Genomic DNA, 22,070 nt, shown 5'->3' on the forward strand with positions numbered 1-22,070 from the left:
GAGGAGAATGCCCATGATTCTGCCCCAACGTCGTGCCCGTACCGCTGCCCTGACCGTCATCCTCGCCCTCGCCCTCGTACCCGCCCCGAGCCCCGCGCTCGCCGCCGCCGGCGGCGAACGGTGGAGCACCGACCTCTCCCGCGTCGACGCCGACGACGTCAACGTCCGGCACACCCGCGCCGGGCTCCGCCTGGCCGACCCCCGCCCCGCGCGGTCCCGCGCGCCCCGCAGCGCGGTCGCCGAGGGGATCTTCCTCGCGTCGCCGCGCACCCTGGCCCGGCCGGCCACCCGGATCCGCGCGGCCGTCGACGCCCGCACCGCCGCCGGCGGCACCGCCGAGGCCCAGGTGCGGGGCTGGCGGGCGGCGGGCTGGACCGAGTGGCGCGAGGCCACCGGCGGGGCGGTCTTCGACCGGCCGGTCACCCGCGTGCAGACCCGGGTGGTGCTCACCGCGAGCCGGCCGGGCGCGACCGCGGAGGTGCGCGCCGTGCGACTCACCGCCGACGCCGTCGCCGCCGTCGCCGCCTCGCCCGGCCTCACCTACCGGGTGTACGCGACGCGGATCGGGCTGGTCGGCGAGGTGACCGCCAACGGGCACACGATCGTGACCGGGGACCACTTCGTCGCGCTGCCGTCCCGGCGCGCCCTGGCCCCGGCGAACACCGGCGACTACACCGTGCGGGTCTGCACCACCACGGGCAGCCGCTGCGAGTACGCCCCGGTCTGGGACGTCGGCCCGTGGAACACCCGGGACGACTACTGGAACCTCAGCGCCGTCCGGGAGAACTGGAAGGACCTCCCGCAGGGCCGGCCGCAGGCACAGGCGGCCTACCAGGACGGCTACAACGGCGGGCGGGACCAGTTCGGGCGGGTGGTGTTGAACCCGGCCGGCGTCGACCTCGCCGACGGCACCTTCTGGGACGGGTTGCAGCTCACCACCAACGCCTGGGTGGACGTGGCGTACCTGTGGACCGGCGGCGGCCCGCGTGGCGTGGTCGGCGACGGTCCGCTCAACATCCGCGCAGGCGCCGGCACGGGGTACGCGGTGCGTGGCCTGGCCGCCCGGTACGCCAACGTGCCGATCGAGTGCTACGTGACCGGGCAGACCGTTGCCGGCCCGTACCGGACCACCAACCGATGGAACCGCCTCACCAGCGGCCAGTACGTCAGCCACGCGTACGTCTCGGCGGTCTACGGCGGCACCGTGCCGCTCTGCTGACCACCACCCGCGTACGCCCGCCGGGCCGGCTGGCTCCGGTCCGGCCCGGCGCCCGGGTCGCCCGCCCGCGCCGGCCCGTTGCCTGCCCCGGACCGTTGCCCGGCCGGCCCGCTGCTCAGCCGGCCGTGATGTGCAGCAGGTCGCCCGGCGCCACCGCCACCAGGTCGACCGCCCGGCCGCCGTTGACCGCCACGGCGACCCGGCCGGCGGAGTCGACGTGCACCAGCAGCCCGCCCGGTCGGGCGTCGCCGAAGGTACGTCCGTGCACGGCCTCCCGGCCGGGCCCGGCACCCGCCCCCGGTCGCACCCGGACCCGGACCGGCAGCGGCGCCAGCAGGTCGGCCGGCGCCGCCAGTTGGACGTTGCCGAAGTGGTCGACGGTCAGCACCTCGGCCGTGAACCCGTCCGCCTCCCGCCGGAGCACCGGCGCCGGCAGCCGGACCAGGGACTCCGGGTCGACCGCCGGGCCGACCCCGGACAGCGGTGCGCCGAGCGCCAGCCGCGCGGCGACCGGCGCGAAGACGTCCCGGCCGTGGAACGTGCGGGACACCTCGGGCGCGAGCCACTCCGGATCGGTCAGCTCGACGGCCGCGGTCACCCCGCCCAGCGCCTCGGCGGCCTCCACCAGCAGGCCGTTGTCCGGCCCCACCAGCAGCCCGCGGGGCGTGGCCAGCGCGACGCCCCGCCGGGTGGTGCCCACGCCCGGGTCGACGACGGCCACGTGCACCCCCTGCGGCAGGTGCGGCACGGCCTGCGCGAGCACCGCCGCGCCCCGGCGTACGTCGGCCGGCGGGACGAGGTGGGTCACGTCGACGACCCTGACCTCCGGCGCCAGCCGCGCGATCACCCCGTGGCAGGCGGCGACGAATCCGTCGGCGAGGCCGTAGTCGGTGGTCAGCGAGATCCACGGGGCGCGGGCCGCGTCGGCGGGCGGGCCGGCGACGACCTGCCGACCGTGGACCGGGCGGCCGGCGGGGACCCGTCCGTCGGCGGTGAGGGGCAGTTCCAGGACCAGTTCGTCGTGCAGCGGGATGCCGTCCTCGCCGACCACCGGGATGCTCGGCTTGAGCCGGCGGGCCCGGTCCACCGCGCCCCGGTCCACGCGCACCAGCCGCAGCCCGCGCCGCTGGTAGAAGCGCAGCGCCCGCAGGTTGTCGTTCGTGGTGACGAGCCAGAGCCGGGTCCGGCCGCCGGCCCGGGCCACCTCGCCGGCCGCTGCCAGCAGCGCCGTGCCGACGCCGCCGCCGGGCGTCGCGGCCACCACGCTGACCACCTCCAGCCCGTCGGCGTCGTCGTGGTGGGCGAGCGCCCCGACGACCGCCCCGGCCCCGTCGGTCGCCACCAGCGTGGGCAGCGTACGCAGGTCGTACCGGGTGTCGTGGGCGACGACGTACGGCCCGCCCCACTCGCGTTCGTGCAGCGCGTCCACGGCCGCCCGGTCCCCGGCCCGCGCCGGCCGGACGGTCACCCCGTCCGCCCCGTCCACCACGGTCATCGTCGGCTCCCCTCGTCGACCGGTCGGGATCGTACCGACGCCGGCAGACCGCCCCGGTCGACCGGGGCGGTCTGGCAGAAATGGGACAGCCGCACTGACCGACCGGCCACTGCCGGGACGGGATCCGGTTGGGCAGACTGCCAGGGGTGACCAACCGGAGCCTGCCCGCCGTCGCGGTGCTCGTGATCGCCGCCGCCCTCACCGCCGCCTGCGGCGACGACGCGGAGGACCGGCGCGCCGCGCCGCCGGCCGCCACGGCGTCGACCCCGGCCGACGTGCCGTCCCCGGGCCCGACCGGCGCGGCGGAGGCCACGGCGACGCCCGCCGCCCCGCCGAGCGCCCGGCCGACGGGGGCGGGTCCGGCGGCTCCGAGCGCCGGCGGGCCCACCCAGCGCCGCCCCGCCAGCCCGCCGCCGGTCGAGCTGCCGGTCCGCCCGACCGGGACGCCCGGCGCGCGGCAGGTCGTCGACGCGTTCAAGGCCGCCGGGCTGAAGGTGCCGAACCCCCGGGACCGGTCGGTCGAGTGCGGCCCGGACGGGCTCGGCCTGGGCTGCTCCGAACTGGTCGCGACCGACGCCGTCACCGTGTACGTCTTCCCCGACGAGACCAGCGCCAGCGACATCGCCGAGACGTGGGGCGGCCAGTCGTTCCGGCGGGGCACGGTGGTGCTCAACTACCTGGAGGCGAAGACCCCCGCCGCCGATCGCGCCAGGTACGAGAAGGTCCTCACGGGCCTGCGCTGACAGTGCGGGTCAGCCGCGCAGGCGCAGGCCGCGCGGGGTGGCCCGGAAGCCGGCGGCGGTGAGGGCGTCGCGCAGCGGCGAGGAGCGCACCGCCTCGCCGTCGGCCCGCTCCACCGACATCGCGCCCAACGCGCCGGAGTGGACCGCGTCGGCGAGCGCCTTCCCGGCCGCCGTCAGCAGGTCGGTGTCGTCGGTGAAGGAGAGGATCGTCCGCCCGCCGCGTTCGACGTAGAGCACCAGGTCGCCAGCGACCAGCACCACCACGGCGCCGGCCTTGCGCCCCGCCCGGTGCCCGGTCGCCGGGGCCGCCCCGTCGCCCGAGTCGACCACCCGCTCCGGCCAGGACAGCGCCGCACCGTACGGGTTGGCCGGGTCGGTCGCGGCGAGCACCAGGGTGGGCCCGCCACGCCCCCGCCCGCCGTCGGCCGGCTCGGCCAGCGCCCGGATCCGGTCCACCGCCCCCGGCACCGCGAACTGCGCCGCGCCCAGCCCCTCGACGAAGTAGCCCCGCCGGGCCGCGCCGCGCTCCTCCAGCGCGGAGAGCACCGGATAGACCGCGGCGAAGCCGCCAACCACCTGCTCGGCCATGACCGCGCCCCGGGTCACCACGCCGTGCCGTTCGAGCAGCACGTCGGCCAGGGCGGCGGCGCGCCGGGTCGGGTCGGTGTCGCGCTCCGGCAGCCGCGACCAGCGGCCGGCCACGGTCGGCGGGCCCCCACGCGTCGGCAGGGCCACCCGCCCGGGGCGCCGGTAACGGGTGCGCGGCGCGGCGGCACGGGACCGGTGCGCCCCGCCGCCGCCGAGTGCCGCGCGCAGCGGCGCGAGGGTGTCGTTGGTGAGGTGACCGGCCCACACCAGGTCCCAGACGACGGCGGTCAGCGCGGCGTCGTCGGTCGAGCCGACCCGGTCGGAGAGCGACCGGAAGAACAGCGCCTGCCCGTCGCCGAGCGCGTCCAGCACCGCGTCGTGCAGCGGGGTGCGGGTGAGCGCCTCGTCGGGCGGGGCGAGCAGCAGCGGCGCGACGTCCGCGTAGGCCAGGGTGACCCAGCCGTCCCCGCCGGAGATGGCCCCGGAACCGGCCCAGAGCACCTCGCCGCTGGCGCAGAGCTCGTCGAGCTGGGCGGGGGAGTAGTCGGCGACCCGGCCGGGCAGCACCAGCCGTTCCAGCGCCGACGCCGGCACCGCTGCGCCCTGCAACTGCTCCACGGCGGCGGCCAGCGCCTCCACCCCCCGCGCGGACGAGCCGACCTGCTGCCAGCGGGGCAGGAACGCGGCCAGCGCGCGGGGCGGCACCGGCTCGATCTCCCGGCGCAGCGCGGCCAGGGACCGGCGGCGCAGCAGCCGCAGCACCTCCGCATCACACCACTGGCTGCCGGCAGTGTCGGGGGTGAACTCGCCGGCCACCACCCGACCGGTGGCGGCGAGCCGGCGCAGCGTCTGCTCGACCACGAAGACGCCGAGCCCGAAGCGGGCCGCGCAGGTGGCGGCGGCGAACGGCCCGTGCGTACGCGCGTAGCGGGCGACCAGGTCGCCGAGCGGATCGGCCACCGGGGCGAGGTAAGCCTCGGCCACCCCGACCGGCAGGGCAACGCCGAGGGCGTCGCGCAGCCGCGCCGCGTCCTCGACGCCGACCCAGCGCTCCTCGCCGGCGACGCGTACGCGCAGCACCCGGCGGGCCGCCGCCAGCTCGGTCAGCCACGCGGGGGAGGCGCCCCGCTCGGCCAGCTCCGCCTCCGACAGGTCGCCGACCACGCGGAGCAGCTCGACCACGTCCTCCGCGTCGCGCGGGCGGCGCTGCTCGGTCAGCCAGCGCAGCTGCCGCTCGGTCTCGGCCAGCACCGCCGGATCGAGCAGCTCCCGCAGGTCGACCCGGCCGAGCAGCTCGCCGAGCAGGGTCGAGTCCAGCGCCAGCGCGGCGGCCCGGCGTTCGGCCAGCGGCGCGTCGCCCTCGTAGAGGAAGGCGCCGACGTAGCCGAAGAGCAGCGACCGGGCGAACGGCGACGGCTGGGCGGTCTCCACCTCGACCAGGCGCACCTTGCGGGCGGCCAGGTCGCGCATCAGCTCGGCCAGCGCGGGCTGGTCGAAGACGTCCTGGAGGCACTCCCGGGCGGCCTCCAGGGTGACCGGGAAGTCGGCGTACTCGCGGGCGACGTCGAGCAGCTGGGCGGCGCGTTGCCGCTGCTGCCACAGCGGCTGGCGGCGGCGCGGGTCGCGGCGGGGCAGCAGCAGCGACCGGGCGGCGCACTCGCGGAACCGGGACGCGAAGAGCGCGGACGTGCCGACCGACTCCTCGACGAGCTGGGCGATCTCCTCCGGCTCGAAGACCACCACGTCGGCGCCGGGCGGCTCGTCCGCCGTGTCCGGCAGGCGGACCACGATGCCGTCGTCGGACGGCATCACCTGGGCGTCCACGCCGTAGCGCTCGGCGAGCCGGCGGCCGATGGCCAGCGCCCACGGCCCGTTGACCCGGGCGCCGAGCACGCTGTGCACGGCCAGCCGCCAGTCGCCCAGCTCGTCGCGGAACCGCTCGACCACGACGGTGCGGTCGTCGGGCAGGGACCGGGTGGCGGCGCGCTGCTCGCGCAGGTAGGCCATCAGGTTTCCCGCGGCCCAGTCGTCCAGCCCGCCGGCCCGCAGCGCGGCGACCGCCGTCTCGTCGCTCTGCCGCAGCAGCGAACGCACCCGGGCGCCGATGGCCCGGCCCAGCTCGACGGGGCGGCCGAGCTGGTCGCCCTTCCAGAACGGCATCTTCGCCGCCTGCCCGGGGGCCGGGGAGACCAGCACCCGGTCGGGGGTGATCTCCTCGATCCGCCAGGACGACGAGCCGAGCAGGAAGACGTCGCCGACGCGGGACTCGTAGACCATCTCCTCGTCCAGCTCGCCGACCCGGGCGGCCCGCTCGGCCCCCGCCAGGAAGACGCCGAAGAGGCCCCGGTCGGGGATCGTGCCGCCGCTGGTCACCGCGAGCCGCTGCGCGCCGGGCCGGCCGGTGAGCGTGTCGGTGGCGCGGTCCCAGACCAGCCGGGGCCGCAGCTCGGCGAACGCGGTGGACGGGTAGCGGCCGGAGAGCATGTCGAGCACGGCGTGCAGCGCCGAGTCGGGCAGCTCGGCGAAGGGCGCCGCCCGGCGTACGAGCACGGCCAGGTCACCGACGCGCCACGGCTCCAACGCCACCATGGCGACGATCTGCTGGGCCAGCACGTCGAGCGGGTTGCGCGGGTGGTGCAGCTCCTCGATCGCGCCCTCGGCCATCCGCTCGGCCACCACGGTGCACGACAGCAGGTCACCCCGATGCTTGGGGAAGACCACCCCGCGGGAGACCGCGCCGACCTGGTGCCCGGCCCGGCCCACCCGTTGCAGGCCGGCGGCCACGCTGGGCGGCGCCTCGATCTGCACCACCAGGTCGACGGCGCCCATGTCGATGCCCAGCTCCAGGCTGGAGGTCGCCACCACGGCGGGCAGCTGGCCGGACTTGAGCGCCTCCTCGATGTGCTTGCGCTCCTCCCGGGAGACGCTGCCGTGGTGGGCGCGGGCGATCACCGCCGGCGCGCCGGCCGCCGCGCCGGCCTGCGCCATCAGCTCGGCCGGCGTGCGGCCGACGCGCACCGGCCCTTCGGGGCCGCCCCACTCCTGTGCGCCGCGCGGCGACGGCGTGGGCCCGCCGGCCAGCTCCTCGCCGGCCAGCTCGTTGAGCCGGGCGCAGAGGCGCTCGGCCGAACGCCGGGAATTGGTGAAGACGATGGTCGAGCGGTGTGCCCTGACCAGGGAGAAGACGCGTTCCTCCACCGCCGGCCAGATGGACGCCCGGCGCGTGCCGAGGCCGCCGAGGTCGTCCTCCGGCGGCTCCTGCTCGTCGAGGCGGGTCATGTCCTCCACCGGCACCTGGACGCTGACCTCGATCGTCTTGGCGGTGGGCGGCGCGACCACGTCGACGGGGCGGGCGCCGCCGAGGAAACGGGCGCACGCGTCGACGGGCCGGACGGTGGCGGAGAGGCCGATCCGCTGTGCCGGGGCCGGCAGCAGCTCGTCGAGGCGTTCCAGGGAGAGCGCGAGGTGGGCGCCGCGTTTGGTGCCGGCGACCGCGTGCACCTCGTCGAGGATCACCGTCTCGACGCCGCGCAGGGAGTCGCGGGCGGCGGAGGTCAGCAGCAGGAACAGCGACTCGGGTGTGGTGATGAGGATGTCCGGCGGGGTGCGGGCGAAGGCCCGCCGCTCGTCGGCGGGGGTGTCGCCGGTGCGCATCCCCACGGTGATCTCCGGCGGGGCGACGCCGAGCCGGGTGGCGGCCTGGCGAATGCCCGTGAGGGGAGTGCGCAGGTTGCGCTCGACGTCGACCGCGAGCGCCTTGAGCGGGCTGACGTAGAGCACCCGGCACCGCTGCCGGGGGTCGGCCGGGGCGGGCTCGCGGGCGAGCCGGTCGAGCGACCAGAGGAACGCGGCCAGCGTCTTGCCCGAGCCGGTGGGGGCCACCACCAGCGCGCTGCGCCCGGCGGAGACGGAGCCCCAGGCGCCGGTCTGGGCGGCGGTGGGCGCGGCGAAGGCGGCGCCGAACCACTCCCGGGTGGCCGCGCCGAAACCCGCCATCGCATCCGTCACGCCATCCATCCTGCCCCGGCGGTGTGACATCGGGGCTCTGGGCGGAGGGCCATTGCCCCGCTCCGGCTCATACGCGATGTTTGCGCGTTCAATCCGTTAAGTCTTACTTAACTGCTTGCTTGTGCCCCACAACATAAAGTAACTTCACCCGGAGCGTCGACCCGGGGTGGAGGAGATCGGATTGACCGTCGAGCAGCGGAGCTTCGAGCCCGGCACCGACGTGCTCATCCGCAAGGTCGACGGTCACCTCGCTGCCGTCCGCACCGGGCTGTCCGGCCCGGAGCTGGAGCTGGCCGAGCGGCTCGCCGCCGCGCTGCGGGAGTTGGTCGTCTCCACCGCGCAGGCCAGCGCAGCCGACCGGGGGCAGGTCCGGGCCGCGGTGCACTACTTCGTGCTGCGCCGGGAGAGCCGGGGCCGGTTGCTGCCGGTGCGCTCCCTCGCCGCCGCCCAGCGGGTGGTCAACAAGGTCGTGGTCCAGCTCGGCCGCCCCGACCTGCTGGTGGAGCCCCGTCGCGAGCGCCCCGCCCGGGAGCCCGTCGCCCCCACCGTCGACGTCGCCGTCGGCTGACGGCCGCCCCTCCGCCGGCGCCCGGCCGCCCTCCCGCCCCCGCCCCGGCCAGCTCTCCGCCGGCGCCCGGCCGCCCTCCCGCCCCCGCCCCGGCCAGCTCCCCGCCTGCGCTCGGCCGCCCCTCCGTGTCGCCCCTCGGCTGACGGCTGGCCGGCCGTCTCGGGGCCGGTTACCCGGACGCGGGCGACAACGGGACGAATTCGCGCAAAACCGCCCGCCGGGCGACGATCTGGCGTGTGATCGCACCTAGGTGCCGTCCCACCTCCGGCGCGCGCCGCAGCCACCTCGACCGGGAGCGCGGGTGCTCGTACTGCTGATCCTCCACTTCGTGGCGGCCCTCGTCGCGCCGCTGCTCGTCCGGTGGTGGGGTCCCCGCGCCTGCTACCCGCTGGCGCTGGCGCCGGCGGCGGCGTTCGGCTGGGCGCTGGCCCGCACGCCCGCCGTCCGCGACGGCGGGGCGGTGGTCGAGACGTACCCGTGGATCGGCCAGCTCGGCGTCGACCTGGCGCTGCGGCTGACCACCCTGTCCTGGCTGATGACCCTGCTCGTCGGTGGCGTCGGCGCGCTGGTCCTGGTCTACAGCGCCCACTACTTCGGTCGGGAGTCCGCCGGCATGGCCCGGTTCGCGGCCGTGCTGGTGGCCTTCGCGGGGGCGATGCTCGGCCTGGTCCTCGCCGACGACCTGCTGCTGCTCTACGTCTGCTGGGAACTCACCACGATCTTCTCGTACCTGCTGATCGGGCACAGCACGGAGCGGCGCTCCAGCCGGTGGGCGGCGGCGCAGGCGCTGACCGTGACCACGTTCGGCGGGCTGGCGATGCTGGTGGGGTTCATCATGCTTGGCGGGCACGCCGGCACCTACCGCTGGTCGGAGATCGTCGCCGCCCCGCTGCCAGGCGGGGCGTACCTCGTCGCGGCGGTCGTGCTGATCCTCGCCGGGGCACTGTCCAAGTCGGCGGTGCTGCCGTTCAGCTCGTGGCTGCCGGTGGCGATGGCGGCGCCGACGCCGGTGAGCGCGTACCTGCACGCCGCCGCGATGGTGAAGGCCGGCGTCTACCTGATCGCGCTGCTCGCCCCGGTGCTGGCGAGCGCCGGGCCGTGGCGGCCGGTGGTCGTGGTCGCCGGCCTGGCCACCATGCTGACCGGGGGCTGGGCGGCGCTGCGGCAGACCGACCTGAAGCTGCTGCTGGCGTACGGCACGGTCAGCCAGCTCGGCCTGATCGCGGTGGCCGTCGGGGCCGGCACCCCGGACACCGCGCTCGCCGGGGTGGCGATGCTGCTGGCGCACGCCCTGTTCAAGGCGCCGCTCTTCCTCGTCGTCGGCATCATCGACCACGGCGCCGGCACCCGCGACCTGCGGGAGCTGTCCGGGCTGGGGCGCCGGGCTCCGCTGCTCGTCACCGTGACGGTGCTCGCCGCCGCCTCGATGGCCGGGCTGCCGCCGCTGGTCGGCTTCGTCGCCAAGGAGTCCGTGCTGGCCGCCTTCACCGACCGGCCCGCCGTCGTCGCCGTGCTGGTGGTGGGCACCGCGCTCACCGTCGCCTACAGCGCCCGCTTCGTCTGGGGCGCGTTCGCCACCCGGCCGGGCGTGGAACCGGCCGTGCTCGGGCGGATCCCCGCGTCGATGCTCGCCCCGCCGGCCCTGTTGGCCGCCGTCGGGCTGGCCGCCGGCCCAGCCGCCGGGATCCTCGACGGCCTGCTCCGCCCGTACGCCGAGTCGTTCGGCGTCGTCGGCAAGGACCTGGCGCTCTGGCACGGCCTCAGCCCCGCGCTCGGCCTCTCCGCGCTGGCCGTGGCCGGCGGCGCGGCGCTGTTCGCGCTGCGCGGCCCGCTCGCGCCGGTGCTGGCCCGGCTGCACGTCCCGGTCAGCGGCAACCAGGGGTACGAGTGGCTCATCCGCCGATTCGACCGGCTGGCCATGAGGGTCACCGGCGCGACCCAGCGGGGCTCGCTGCCGCAGTACCTCGGCGTCATCCTGGTCGTGCTCGTCCTGGTGCCCGGCGGGGCGATGCTGGCCACCCGTCCGTGGCGGGAACGGATCGCCCTCTGGGACAGCCCGGTGCAGGTCGTGGTGGTGGCGGTGGTGACCGTCGCGGCGGTGCTGGCGGTGGGCGCCCGCCGGCGGCTGACGGCGATGCTGCTGGTGGGCATGACGGGTTACGGCACGGCGATGCTCTTCGTGGTCTACGGCGCGCCGGACCTGGCACTGACCCAGTTCCTCGTCGAGACCGCCACCATCGCGGTGTTCGTGCTGGTGCTGCGCCGGCTGCCGGAACGGTTCTCGGCCCGCCCCAGACGCCCGAAGTGGGCGCGTCGGACGATCGGGCTGGTGGTCGGCGTGGTGGTCGGCGGGCTGGCCCTGACCGCCGCCTCGGCCAGGCGGGCGCCCACCATCTCCGCCGAGTTCCCGGACCTGGCCGTCACCCACGGCTACGGCCGCAACGTGGTCAACGTGACCCTGGTCGACATCCGGGCCTGGGACACGATGGGCGAGCTGTCGGTGCTGGTGGTGGCCGCGACCGGCGTGGCCAGCCTGGTCTTCCAGCGCTCCCGGACCGGGCCCCGCCCGCGCCGCCCGGAGCGGCCGAACCGGGTGCAGCGGCCGGGGCACCGGGTCTGGCTGCGCGGCGGGTCGACCCTGCACGAGCGGCAGCGTTCGATCGTGCTCGAGGTGGTGACCCGCCTGGTCTTCCACACGGTGGTGGTCTTCTCCCTGTTCCTGCTCTTCGCCGGCCACAACGCGCCGGGCGGCGGTTTCGCCGGCGGCCTGGTGGCGAGCCTTGCGCTGGCCGTGCGCTACCTGGCCGGCGGCCGCTACGAGCTGGCCGAGGCCGCCCCGGTCGGCGCCGGCACGGTGCTCGGCGCCGGCCTCTTCGTCTCGATCGGCACCGGCGCCGTCGCCCTGTTCGCGGGCGGCACGGTGCTCGAGAGCGCCCGGATCAACCTGTGGCTGCCGGTGATCGGGGACTTCTACCTGGTCACGTCCCTCTTCTTCGACGTGGGCGTCTACCTGGTCGTGGTCGGGCTGGTGCTGGACATCCTGCGCAGCCTCGGCGCCGAGGTGGACCGGCACATCGAGGCGGCCGGCGCGTCCGGGGGCGGCCTGCGGGTCGACGGGCAGGGGGAGCGGACGTGAGGACGGGCGGCGCGGGACCGACCCTGGTGCTGGTCGTCGCCGCCGGGGTGCTGGTCGGCTGCGGGGTCACCCTGCTGCTGGAACGCAGCCTGACCCGGATCCTGCTCGGCGTCATCCTGCTCGGCAACGGGGTGAACGCGCTCATCCTGCTCGGCGGGCGCTCGGGTGCCGCCCCGGTGGTCGGCACGGCGCCCGCCGGCACCTTGAGCGACGCGCTGCCGCAGGCCATGATCCTCACCGCCATCGTGATCACCTTCGGGCTGACCGCGTTCCTGCTGGCGGTGAGCTACCGCAGCTGGTACCTCACGGGCGACGACGAGGTCCCCGACGACATCGAGGACCGGCAGATCAGGCATGCGGTCGAGCGCAGCGAACTGACCGCCGCCGACCTCGGCGGCGAGGGCCCGGACGCCGACCCCGAGCAGGTCGACCCGGAGCCGCCGCGCCGGCTCCACCGCGGGGACGGCCCCGGATGACCGGGTACGCGGGACGGGGCGCCCGATGAGCTGGCTCGTGCCGCTGCCCGTGGTGGTGCCGCTGCTGGGCGCGGCGCTGACCCTGCTGCTGGCCCGGTGGCCCGGGGCGCAACGGGTCGTCAGCGTGGCCTGCCTGACCGCCACGCTGGCGGTGGCGGCGGTGCTGCTGGTGGAGGCGTACCGGCACGGGCCGGTGGTGGTCCAGGTCGGCGGGTGGTCGGCGCCGGTGGGCATCGTGCTGGTCGCGGACCAGCTCGCCGCGTTGATGCTGGTGGTCTCCTCGGCGGTGACCCTGTGCGTGCTGCTCTACTCCGTCGGGCAGGGGCAGGGGGACTTCGGCGAGACCGTCCCGGTGACCATCTACCACCCCACCTACCTGGTGCTGACCGCCGGCGTGACCAACGCGTTCCTCGCCGGCGACCTGTTCAACCTCTTCGTCGGCTTCGAGATCCTGCTGGCCGCGAGCTTCGTGCTGATCACCCTCGGTGGCACCGAGACCCGGATCCGCACCGGCTCGACGTACGTGGTGGTCAGCATCCTGTCCTCGATGATCTTCCTCGCCTCGGTGGGGCTGGTGTACGCGGCCACCGGCACCCTGAACATGGCCCAGTTGGCGCACCGGCTGGACGCGCTGCCCGACGGCGTACGGCTGACCCTTGAGCTGATGCTGCTGCTCGCCTTCGGGGTCAAGGCGGCGGTCTTCCCGCTCTCGGCCTGGTTGCCGGACAGCTACCCGACGGCGCCGGCCCCCGTCACGGCGGTCTTCGCCGGCCTGCTCACCAAGGTCGGCGTGTACGCGATCATCCGCACCGAGACGCTGCTCTTTCCCGGCGGCCACGTCTCCGGGCTACTGATGGTGGTGGCCGGGCTGACCATGGTGGTCGGCATCCTCGGCGCGGTCGCCCAGTCCGACATGAAGCGGCTCTTCTCGTTCACCCTGGTCAGCCACATCGGCTACATGATCTTCGGAGTGGGGCTGAGCACCGTCGCCGGGCTCTCCGGCGCGATCTTCTACGTGGTGCACCACATCACCATCCAGACCACGCTGTTCCTGGTCGCCGGCCTCGTCGAGGAGCGGGCCGGCAGCACCGACCTGCGCCGCATCGGCGGGCTGGCCCGGGCGGCCCCGCTGCTCGGCGTCCTCTTCTTCGTCCCCGCCATGAACCTCGCCGGGATTCCGCCCTTCTCCGGGTTCCTCGGCAAGCTCGGCCTGCTCCAGGCCGGCGTCGCGGCCGGCGAGCCGCTGCCCGGCGTGCTGGTCGCGGCGGGGACGGTGACGAGCCTGCTCACCCTCTACGTGGCCTCGCGGGTGTGGAACATCGCCTTCTGGCGCGCCCCCCGGCTGGCCACCACCGAGCCGGTCGTCCACCTGCCGGCGCTGATGGTCGGCGCGACGATCGCGCTGGTCGGGCTGGGGCTGGCGCTGACCGTCGTCGCCGGGCCGCTGTTCGACGTCACCGCCGACGCGGCGGTCGACCTGCGCGAGCGCACCCCGTACATCCGTTCCGTGCTGCCGGTCGGTGTCCCGTGACCCCGGCCTCCGGGGCGCCGCCGCGCGGGCGGGGGCGGCGGCGCGACCGACTGATCGCCTTCGGCTGGCTGGTGCTGGTCTGGAGCCTGCTCTGGGGGGACTTCTCGTGGGGCAACCTCGCGGGCGGGACGCTGGTGGCCGGTGCCGTGCTGCTGTTCTTCCCGCTGCCGCCGGTGAGCTTCGGCGGCCGGCTGCGCCCCGGGCCGCTGGTCGTCTTCGCGGTGCGCTTCGTCGGCGAACTGGTCAGCGCCAGCGCGCACGTCGCCCGGGTCGCGGTGCAGCCCGGCTACCGGCCCCGGGGGGCGATCATCGCGGTCCGCCTGCGGGTGCGTACCGACCTGAACCTGGCGCTCACCGCCGAGGCGATCTCGTTGGTGCCGGGCACGCTGATCGTCGAGGTGGACCGGGACGTCGGAGTCCTCTACGTGCACGTGTTCGACACCCACGGCCCGCAGGACCTGCGCGGCAGCCGGCAGCGGATCCTCGCCGTCGAGCGGCGGATCGTCCGCGCGGTCGGCTCCGACGCCGAGGTGCGCCGGGTCGGCGCCGATCCCGTCGAGAGGGGACCCGAACCGTGATCACGTTCCTCGCCGCCACCCTCACCGTCCTGTTCTCGGTGACCGCGCTGCTGGCCCTGATCCGGCTCTACCGCGGGCCGTCGCTGATCGACCGGGTGGTCGCGGCCGACATGCTGCTCGCCACCATGGTGGGCGCGGTGGGCGCGGAGGCCGCGGTGAACCGCCACGCCACCACCCTGCCGGTGCTGGTGGCGCTGTCCATGCTCGGTTTCGTCGGGTCGGTGTCGCTGGTCCGCTTCGCCGTGCGCGAGGACGGGGAGGCCTGATGTGGGGCACGCTGGCCGACTGGCTGGGCGGCGGCTGCCTGGTGGCCGGCGCCCTGCTGAGCCTCGCCGCCGGGATCGGGGTGCTGCGCTTCCCGGGCACCCTGGACCGGATGCACGCCGCGACCAAGCCGCAGGTGCTCGGGGTGCTGCTCCTGCTGCTCGGCGTGGCGCTGCGCCTGCGTACCCCGGCCGACCTGGGCATGGTGGCGCTGGTCGGGATCTTCCAACTGGCCACCGCCCCCGTGGCGGCCCAGATGATCGGCCGGGCCGCGTACCGGGCCGGCCGGGTCGAGCCGGGTCTGCTCGACGCCGACGAGCTCGCGTCCGCCGACCGCCGTGCGGGTGGCGGGGGCGGTCCGTCCTGACCCGCGCGGACGTCGAGGGGCCTTCGGCACACCCTCAGCGGATATCCAGCCGATCCCGATAAAATGGGCCGCATGATCGACTCTTCTGCCCAGGAGGGCAGCAGTAGCCAGCCGGGTCGTGCCCGGCATATCCCGACCCCGACGACCCCGGGAGCCCTGAGCGACCCGTGTTGATCGTCGTTGGTCTTCTACTCATCACTGTTCTCACCGTCGCCACGGGTTACTTCGTGGCCCAGGAGTTCGGCTACGTCGCCGTGGACCGGGGCCGGCTCAAGCAGCTGGCCGACGACGGCGACAAGGCCGCCGCCCGGGCGCTCGAGGTGACCGCGAGGCTGTCGTTCATGCTCTCCGGCGCGCAGCTCGGCATCACCGTCACCGCCCTGCTGGTCGGTTACGTCGCCGAGCCGTTCCTCGGTGCCGGGCTGGCCGAGCTGCTCGGGCTCGCCGGCGTCTCCACGGCCGTCACGCTGCCGCTCTCCGTGGCCCTGGCCCTGGTCCTCGCCACCGTGGTGCAGATGGTCCTCGGCGAGCTGGCCCCGAAGAACCTCGCCATCGCCCGGCCCGAGCCCCTCGCGAAGGCCCTGAGCAGCTCCACCCTGATCTACCTCAAGGTCGCCGGTCCGCTGATCAAGCTCTTCGACCGGGCCGCGGTCCGGCTGCTGCGACGCGTCGGCATCGAGCCGATCGAGGAGCTGCCCAGCGGCGCCACCCCGCAGGACCTGGAACAGATCATCGCCGAGTCCCGCCAGGAGGGGCACCTCACCGACGAGATGTCCACGCTGCTCGACCGGGGGCTCGACTTCCGGGGGCTGACCGCGGGCGAGGTCATGGTGCCCCGCGTCGACGTGCACACCGTACGCGCGCACGAGCCGCTCAGCCGGGTGGTCGAGCTGCTCGACACCGGCAAGTCCCGCTTCCCCGTACGCGGCACCGAGGGCGTCGACGACCTCGTCGGCGTCGTCGGCATCGCCGACGTGCTCGGCGTACCCCCGGAGCGGCGCGCGAGCACCCCGGTCAGCGCGGTCGCCGGCCCCCCGCTCCTGGTGCCGGAGACCCTGCCGCTGCCGACGGTGCTGGACCGGCTGCGCTCCGGCCACCGGCAGCTCGCCTGCGTGGTCGACGAGTACGGCGGCTTCGCCGGCGTGATCACGCTGGAGGACATCGCCGAGGAACTCGTCGGCCCGATCCGGGACGAGGACGACCCGCCGGAGCGCGCCCCGGCCCGCCAGGAGGACGGCTCCTGGGTGGTGCCGGCCCGCTGGCGCATCGACGAGGTGGCCGACAGCACCGGCATCTCGCTGCCCGAGGCGCCGGAGTACGACACGCTCTCCGGCCTGGTCATGCGGGAGCTGGGGCGGGTCCCCGAGGTCGGTGACCGGCTGGAGATCAGCCTGCCGGCCGACGGCGAGGACGGCGCGGAGGAACCGCGCGCCCTGGTCGAGGTGCTGGCCGTCGACCGGCACGTGGCCGACTCGGTCCGACTGCGGATCGCCGAGCCCGGGGAGGTGTCCGCATGAGCCCCGGCATCGCACTCTTCACGTCGGTGATCCTGCTGGCGTTGAACGGCTTCTTCGTGGCCGCCGAGTTCGCCCTGGTGGCCAGCAAGCGTTACCGGCTGGAGCACGCGGCCGCCGGAGGCGGCCGGGCCGCCCGGGCCGCGCTCGACGGCGTACGCGAGCTGTCCCTGATGCTCGCCGGCGCGCAGCTCGGCATCACGCTCTGCACCCTGGGGCTCGGCGCGCTCGCCGAGCCGGCGATCGAGCACCTGCTGAGCCCGCTGCTGCACGCGGTCGGGCTGCCGACCGCCGCGAGTCACGTGATCGCGCTGATCTTCGCGCTGAGTCTCGTCACCTTCCTGCACCTGGTGGTCGGGGAGATGGCGCCGAAGTCCTGGGCGATCACCCACCCGGAGCGCTCGGCAGTGCTGCTGGCGCTGCCGTTCCGCGCCTTCGCGCGGGTCGCCCGCCCGTTGCTGTCGGTGATGAACGCCCTGGCCAACGCGATGCTGCGGCTGGTCAAGGTCAACCCGCAGGACCAGCTCGCCCAGGTGCACGGCCCGGACGAGCTGCGCATGCTGCTGGAGCAGTCGCGCGAGCACGGGCTGCTGGGCGCGGAGCAGCACCAGATGCTGACCAGCATGCTGGAGTTGCAGGGCACCACGGTGGCTCAGGTGATGGAGCCGTTCGACCAGATGGTGACGGTGCGCCGGGACGAGGGCGCCGACCGGATCGAGCAGGTCAGCCGGGACAGCGGCCGGTCGCGGCTGGCCGTGCTGGACGCCAACGGCGACGTCTGCGGCCTGGTCCACGTCCGGGAGGCGGTGCGGGCCACCACCACGGGGCGCGCGGTCACCGCCGGCGACCTGATGACCAACGCCCTCACCCTGCCGGCCTCGGCGTCGGTCAGCGACGCCGTGGCGGAGATGCGCGCCCGGCAGTCCCAGCTCGCGCTGGTGCGCAACGGTGGCGGGCCGACCCGGCCGGTCGGGTTCGTCGCGCTGGAGGACCTGCTGGAGGAGGTCATCGGCGAGTTCGACGACGAGACCGACCCGGTGCCGCGCGGTCGACGCATGAGGTGAAACCGGATAGGTGGCCGCTCTTCGTCGAAGTCGGGGCGGCCACCCGCCGGGTCCGCGACGATGGGGGTGGCCCCACCCGCCGGGTCGGCGACGCCAGGGGTGACCCCACGCGCGGGGTCGGCGGCCGTGGGTGGCAGGGCCGGCCCAGTCGTGGACGGGGGAGTGCCGTGCGGTTGACGGGGGTGTCGCCCGAGTCCGGCTGGACCGGACTGTCGGTGCGGACCGCCCTGGCCAACGCGAGCACCCGTCCCGGGCTGCGGCTGCCGGGGCGGGTCACCGTCGTCGCGGGCTCCACCGACGTACCCGTCCTGCACGTCCGGCTCGGCCTGGTCACCACGGCCGAGCCGGACGACCCGGAGGCGCCCCGTCGGCTGGTGCAGTTCCACCAGGCGACGGTGGCCGACGCGTTCGTGCTGCGGGCCGGGCGGGGCCGGTCGATCCCGTTCGAGTTCCCGCTGCCGTGGGAGACCCCGGTGACCGTGTTCGGCGGGGTGCCCCTGCTCAGCCTGCGGATGGGGCTGCGTACGGAGGTGGCGGTCGAGCCCCGCCTCGACCAGGGCGCGATGGTGCCGGTCTTCGTGCATCCGCTGCCCACCCAGGCGCACGTCCTGGCGGCCCTCGACACGCTCGGCTTCAGCATGCGCCAGGCCGGCCTGGTCGACGGGCGGCTGCCGGGGGTCGCGCAGACCCTGCCGCTGCACCAGCGGCTGGGCTACTGGGTGGCGCCGCTCTACGCCGGGCCGATCACCGAGCTGGAGCTGATCTTCATCGCCGAGCCGGCCGGCCTGGAGGTGATCCTCTGGCTGGACCGGCGGCTGGCCCTGGCCGGGATCACCCACCAGAGCATCAGCCGGTTCCGGGTCTGGCACGTCGGCGCCGACCAGCGGGACTGGATCGCGACCGTGGACGCCTGGCTGCGTACGGCGATCAACCGGCACGCCGCGGCCGCCGCGCACGCCGACTGGTCCGCGACCCTCTCCGGGTCGGCGCACGTCAGCCGCCCGCCGGACGAGCCGATCCACCCCGGCTTCGGCCTGGGCGGCACGGCCGGCGGAGCCGGCGTCGGCGGCTCCGGTGGCGGTGACGGCACCTGACGCTCCGGTGGCGGTGACGGCACCTGACGCTCCGGTGGCGGTGACGGCACCTGACCGGACCGGGTCAGGCGGTGGCGGTGGCCAGCTTGAGGCTGAAGCCCAGGAAGAGCGCGGCGACGCCCGTGGTGGCGCCGGCGGCCAGGCGGTGGCGCCGACGGAACTGGGCCGCCAGGAACGTGCCCGTGAAGATCAGCGCGGTGAGGTAGAGCGCGCTGGTGACCTGGGCGATCAGCCCGAGCAGCAGGAACGACAGCGCCGGCCAGGCGTAACCCGGGTCCACGAACTGGATGAAGAACGAGACGAAGAAGAGGATCGCCTTCGGGTTGAGCAGGCTGATCACCAGCGCCTTGCGGAAGGGGCTGCGCAGCGCCGCCGGCTCCGCGGCGTCGATGAGCCGCGGGGTGGCCGGGTCGTTGCGGGTCCGCCAGCGCCGCCACGCGCCGCGCAACATCGTCAATCCCACATAGCCGAGGTACGCGGCGCCAGCGTACTTGATCACCAGGAAGAGCGGCGGGTAAGCCTGGACCAGCGACGCCACGCCGGCGGCGGAGAGGAACATGAGTATCCCGTCGCCGACGAAGACCCCGCCGGCCGCCCGGTAGCCGGTCGCCACGCCCCGCTGCGCGGCGGTGGAGAGCACGAAGAGGGAGTTGGGCCCGGGCAGCAGAACGATCGCCACGGTGCCCAGCACGTACGTCCAGATGTCGGTGATGCCCAGCACGCCCGCCATCATGGGGCCACGGGTGCCGTCCGGCGAAGCCTTTCCCGGAGCGTGACCTGTGCGTTCGGCCACTCGTCGACGATCATCGAATACTGCACGGTGTCCCGCCAGGAGCCGTCCGGGCGGAGCCGGTGCCGGCGCAGCACCCCCTCGCGGGACGCGCCGAGGCGCTCGATGGCCCGCTGCGAGCGCTCGTTGCGGACGTCGGTGTGCCAGACCACCCGCTCCGCGCCCAGTTCCTCGAAGGCGCGGGTGAGCAGCAGCAGCTTCGCCTCGGTGTTGATCGCGGTGCGCCACCAGGGCCGGCCCAGGTAGGTGTAGCCGATCGCCACCGCCCGGCGCTCCGGGTCCACCTCGTAGAAGGAGGTGGTGCCGACCACCGCCCCGGTCACCGCGCAGCGCTGCACCCAGGGCACCCGCTCGCCCCGCCGGTGTGCGGCCAGCGCGGTGGCGATCCCGTCGGCGGTGCCGGCGACGTCGGCCGGCTGCGGGCTGCCCAGGTACCGCCAGACCTCCGGGTCGGCGGTCGCGGCGTGCAGCTCGTCGGCGTGCGCGAGGTCGAGCGGTTCCAGCAGCACGTGCTCCCCGCGCAGCACCGCCGGGTCGAGCCACGGCGACGTCCGCTCCCGCAGGTACGCCGGCACCGGCACGCCCACCCCGGCGTCGGGCTCGGGCAGCCCGGCGGTCAGCCGCAGCGGCACCACGCCGGCCCAGTGCGGCAGGGCGAGGTCGGTCTCCTCGTCGCGTACGCCGCCGGTGCGGGCGCGCACCGACACCTCCCGCAGCGGCAAAGCCAGCACGGCCGTCTCGGCCAGCTCCCGGCGCGACGGCGGACGGCTGTCGGCGCTGCGCCCGGCGGCGGCCTTCTCCACCAGGGCGGTCAGCATCCGCAGCTTCTCCCGCTGGTCGGTGACCAGGCGGGCGGTGCCGTGGGCGACCACCGAGCGGTAGTTGGCGCTGTGGTGGAACTGCGAGCGGCCGTAGACGAGGCCGTCGAGCAGGGTGACGGCGACGCAGACCGGCAGTCCGTCGCCCCGGGCGGCGAGCAGTGGCCGGCTGCCGGTGGAGCCGTGCAGATAGAGGGTGTCGCCGACGCGGACGTGCAGGGTGGGCAGCACCCGGGGTTCGCCGTCGACGGTGAACCCGAGCGCGCAGTCGTACGCCTCGTCGAGGATCGCGTGCGCGGCGGCCTCGTCGTAGCTCATCCGTTCCCGGGAGCGGCTGGCGGTGGTCCGGTCGGTGGGTGCGTACATGGCTCGACCTTTGTTCTAGTACAATCCCTGATTTGTGTCAGCACGCTATCAGGTCGCCGGTACGACGGCCGCCGAGATTTCGGCCAGCATCGAATCGGGCATCCGCTCCGCCGCCCTCGCCCCCGGCGACGCGCTGCCCCCGGTGCGGGAGCTCGCCGCCCAACTCGCGGTGAGCCCGGCCACCGCGGCCCGGGCCTACCAGGAGCTGCGCCAGCGCGGCCTGGTGGTCACCGCCGGCCGGCACGGCACCCGGGTCCGGCCCCGGCCGCCGGTGGCGTCCCGCCGCTCCGCGCTGCGCCCGCCGACCGCCCCCGGCCTGCGCGACCTCTCCCGGGGCGAGCCGGACGTGCGGCTGCTGCCGCCCCTCGGGGCGCACCTCGCCGGCCTCGCCGCCGTCGCGGGGGAGCCGGTCGGCTACCCCGCGGCCGGGGTGCTGCCCGAACTGGCCGAGGCGGCCCGCGAGCGGCTGGCCGCCGATGGCGTACCGGCGACCGAGCTGACCGTCACCGGCGGCGCGCTGGACGGCATCGAGCGGCTGCTCGGCGCGCACCTGCGCCCCGGCGACGCGGTCGCGGTCGAGGACCCGGGCTGGGCCAACCTGCTCGACCTGGTCGCCGCGCTCGGGCTGCGGCCGATCGGCGTGCCGGTCGACGACGACGGTCCGCTGGTCGCCGGGGTCGCCGCCGCGCTCGCCGCCGGCGCACGGGCGCTGATCGTGACGAGCCGGGCCCAGAACCCCACCGGCGCGGCGGTCTCCGCCGAGCGGGCCGGGGAGCTGCGCGCCCTGCTCGCCGGCCGGTCCGACCTGCTGCTGATCGAGGACGACCACGCCGCCGAGCTGGCCCGCGTACCGCTGCACCCGCTCGCCGGGGCGACCCCGGCGTGGGCCTTCGTCCGCTCGGTGAGCAAGCCGTTCGGCCCCGACCTGCGGCTGGCCGTGCTGGTGGGCGACGAGACCACCGTGGCCCGGGTGGCCGGTCGGGCCCGGGTCGGCGCCGGCTGGGTCTCCACCGTGCTGCAACGGCTCGTCCTGGCGCTGTGGCGGGACCCCGCCGTGGCTGAGCTGGTGGACCGGGCCGCCGGCAGCTACGAGCGGCGGCGCACGGCGCTGATCGACGCGCTCGCCAGCCACGGCCTGGTCGCCCACGGCCGCAGCGGCATCAACGTCTGGCTGCCGGTCGACGACGAGACCAGCGTGCTGACCGCGCTGCGCGACGCCGGCTGGGCGGTCGCGCCCGGCGCGCTGCACCGGATCGCCGGCCCGCCGGCGCTGCGGATCACCGTCAGCTCGCTCGACGAGGCGGAGATCCCGGACCTGGCCGAGGCCGTGGCCCGGGCCGTCCGGCCCACCCCCGCCGCCGGCTTCACGGCGTGAGCGGGGAGCCTGCCGCGACCCCGGACGGCCCGGGGTGGGCGACGCCGCGTCGGCACTCCGCCCACACCGTCCACTT

The 22,070-nt window shown here is 75.6% G+C and carries 17 protein-coding genes and 1 pseudogene; 13 read left to right on the forward strand and 5 right to left on the reverse strand.

Annotation, left to right across the window (positions count from 1 at the left end; translation table 11 throughout):
- The first annotated feature begins 13 nt into the window (after positions 1-13).
- Positions 14-1,219: a hypothetical protein gene (locus tag OG989_RS15010; protein WP_327030835.1), complete on the forward strand. Its 1,206-nt coding sequence runs from the start codon at positions 14-16 to the stop codon at positions 1,217-1,219.
- 115 nt (positions 1,220-1,334) lie between these two features.
- Here the strand turns inward: OG989_RS15010 and OG989_RS15015 are convergent, their stop codons facing one another.
- Both OG989_RS15015 and OG989_RS15020 read right to left on the reverse strand, forming a co-directional pair.
- A complete protein-coding gene (locus OG989_RS15015; RefSeq protein ID WP_327031168.1) occupies positions 1,335-2,123 on the reverse strand; it encodes an SAM hydrolase/SAM-dependent halogenase family protein in 789 nt (262 codons plus the stop codon).
- A gap of 225 nt (positions 2,124-2,348) precedes the next feature.
- Positions 2,349-2,714 (reverse strand): annotated as a pseudogene (locus OG989_RS15020) (GNAT family N-acetyltransferase); the annotation flags it as partial.
- A gap of 146 nt (positions 2,715-2,860) precedes the next feature.
- Here OG989_RS15020 and OG989_RS15025 point away from each other — a divergent pair.
- A complete protein-coding gene (locus OG989_RS15025) occupies positions 2,861-3,457 on the forward strand; it encodes a hypothetical protein (protein ID WP_327030836.1) in 597 nt (198 codons plus the stop codon).
- Positions 3,458-3,466: 9 nt separating this feature from the next.
- Here OG989_RS15025 and OG989_RS15030 read toward each other — a convergent pair whose 3' ends face one another.
- Positions 3,467-8,062, reverse strand: a complete 4,596-nt coding sequence (locus OG989_RS15030; RefSeq protein ID WP_442791933.1) for an ATP-dependent helicase — start codon at positions 8,060-8,062, stop codon at positions 3,467-3,469.
- 172 nt (positions 8,063-8,234) lie between these two features.
- Between OG989_RS15030 and OG989_RS15035 the strand changes: the two genes are divergently transcribed.
- The 10 genes from OG989_RS15035 to OG989_RS15080 all read left to right on the forward strand — a co-directional run bounded on the left by OG989_RS15035 (position 8,235) and on the right by OG989_RS15080 (position 18,645).
- Positions 8,235-8,621, forward strand: coding sequence for a hypothetical protein (locus tag OG989_RS15035; RefSeq protein WP_327030837.1), 387 nt, complete (start codon positions 8,235-8,237; stop codon positions 8,619-8,621).
- A 301-nt stretch (positions 8,622-8,922) separates the two neighbouring features.
- Positions 8,923-11,757, forward strand: a complete 2,835-nt coding sequence (locus OG989_RS15040; protein ID WP_327030838.1) for a Na+/H+ antiporter subunit A — start codon at positions 8,923-8,925, stop codon at positions 11,755-11,757.
- Entirely contained in the window at positions 11,754-12,233 is a 480-nt protein-coding gene (locus OG989_RS15045; RefSeq protein ID WP_327030839.1) for a Na(+)/H(+) antiporter subunit C, read from the forward strand. Before OG989_RS15040 ends, OG989_RS15045 begins: the two co-directional genes overlap by 4 nt.
- Before the next feature lie 25 nt (positions 12,234-12,258).
- The gene (locus tag OG989_RS15050) at positions 12,259-13,764 is read left to right on the forward strand and encodes a Na+/H+ antiporter subunit D (RefSeq protein WP_327030841.1); all 1,506 of its coding nucleotides are present in this window, start codon (positions 12,259-12,261) and stop codon (positions 13,762-13,764) included.
- The gene (locus tag OG989_RS15055; RefSeq protein WP_327030842.1) at positions 13,761-14,342 is read left to right on the forward strand and encodes a Na+/H+ antiporter subunit E; all 582 of its coding nucleotides are present in this window, start codon (positions 13,761-13,763) and stop codon (positions 14,340-14,342) included. Before OG989_RS15050 ends, OG989_RS15055 begins: the two co-directional genes overlap by 4 nt.
- On the forward strand, positions 14,339-14,608 hold the full coding sequence (locus tag OG989_RS15060; RefSeq protein ID WP_151453931.1) for a monovalent cation/H+ antiporter complex subunit F: 270 nt from the start codon (positions 14,339-14,341) through the stop codon (positions 14,606-14,608). The genes OG989_RS15055 and OG989_RS15060 overlap by 4 nt, the downstream gene beginning before the upstream one ends.
- The gene (mnhG, locus tag OG989_RS15065; protein WP_151453932.1) at positions 14,608-14,973 is read left to right on the forward strand and encodes a monovalent cation/H(+) antiporter subunit G; all 366 of its coding nucleotides are present in this window, start codon (positions 14,608-14,610) and stop codon (positions 14,971-14,973) included. The genes OG989_RS15060 and mnhG overlap by 1 nt, the downstream gene beginning before the upstream one ends.
- Before the next feature lie 167 nt (positions 14,974-15,140).
- Positions 15,141-16,490 (forward strand): hemolysin family protein, encoded by a 1,350-nt coding sequence (locus tag OG989_RS15070; protein WP_327030843.1) that lies wholly within the window; start codon positions 15,141-15,143, stop codon positions 16,488-16,490.
- Positions 16,487-17,551 (forward strand): hemolysin family protein, encoded by a 1,065-nt coding sequence (locus OG989_RS15075; RefSeq protein ID WP_151453934.1) that lies wholly within the window; start codon positions 16,487-16,489, stop codon positions 17,549-17,551. Before OG989_RS15070 ends, OG989_RS15075 begins: the two co-directional genes overlap by 4 nt.
- 167 nt (positions 17,552-17,718) lie before the next feature.
- A complete protein-coding gene (locus OG989_RS15080) occupies positions 17,719-18,645 on the forward strand; it encodes a sporulation protein (protein WP_327030844.1) in 927 nt (308 codons plus the stop codon).
- Positions 18,646-18,709: 64 nt separating this feature from the next.
- Here OG989_RS15080 and leuE read toward each other — a convergent pair whose 3' ends face one another.
- The gene (gene leuE / locus OG989_RS15085) at positions 18,710-19,378 is read right to left on the reverse strand and encodes a leucine efflux protein LeuE (protein WP_311414232.1); all 669 of its coding nucleotides are present in this window, start codon (positions 19,376-19,378) and stop codon (positions 18,710-18,712) included.
- A complete protein-coding gene (locus tag OG989_RS15090) occupies positions 19,375-20,619 on the reverse strand; it encodes a bifunctional pyridoxamine 5'-phosphate oxidase family protein/GNAT family N-acetyltransferase (RefSeq protein WP_327030845.1) in 1,245 nt (414 codons plus the stop codon). Before OG989_RS15090 ends, leuE begins: the two co-directional genes overlap by 4 nt.
- 34 nt (positions 20,620-20,653) lie before the next feature.
- On the opposite strand from OG989_RS15090, the gene OG989_RS15095 reads away from it, so the two are divergent.
- Complete coding sequence (locus OG989_RS15095) at positions 20,654-21,994, forward strand: aminotransferase class I/II-fold pyridoxal phosphate-dependent enzyme (RefSeq protein ID WP_327030846.1); 1,341 nt, start codon at positions 20,654-20,656, stop codon at positions 21,992-21,994.
- Positions 21,995-22,070: the final 76 nt, after the last annotated feature.

The organism is Micromonospora sp. NBC_01740, assembly GCF_035920365.1.
Taxonomy (GTDB): domain Bacteria; phylum Actinomycetota; class Actinomycetes; order Mycobacteriales; family Micromonosporaceae; genus Micromonospora; species Micromonospora reichwaldensis.

Bases quoted from the DNA above. Each gene is read 5' to 3' on its own strand.
- OG989_RS15075 (WP_151453934.1), top strand. From the start codon at position 16,487: ATGAGCCCCGGCATCGCACTCTTCACGTCGGTGATCCTGCTGGCGTTG.
- OG989_RS15090 (WP_327030845.1), bottom strand. From the start codon at position 20,619: ATGTACGCACCCACCGACCGGACCACCGCCAGCCGCTCCCGGGAACGG.
- OG989_RS15050 (WP_327030841.1), top strand. From the start codon at position 12,259: ATGAGCTGGCTCGTGCCGCTGCCCGTGGTGGTGCCGCTGCTGGGCGCG.
- leuE (WP_311414232.1), bottom strand. From the start codon at position 19,378: ATGATGGCGGGCGTGCTGGGCATCACCGACATCTGGACGTACGTGCTG.
- OG989_RS15010 (WP_327030835.1), top strand. From the start codon at position 14: ATGATTCTGCCCCAACGTCGTGCCCGTACCGCTGCCCTGACCGTCATC.
- mnhG (WP_151453932.1), top strand. From the start codon at position 14,608: ATGTGGGGCACGCTGGCCGACTGGCTGGGCGGCGGCTGCCTGGTGGCC.
- OG989_RS15030 (WP_442791933.1), bottom strand. From the start codon at position 8,062: ATGGATGGCGTGACGGATGCGATGGCGGGTTTCGGCGCGGCCACCCGG.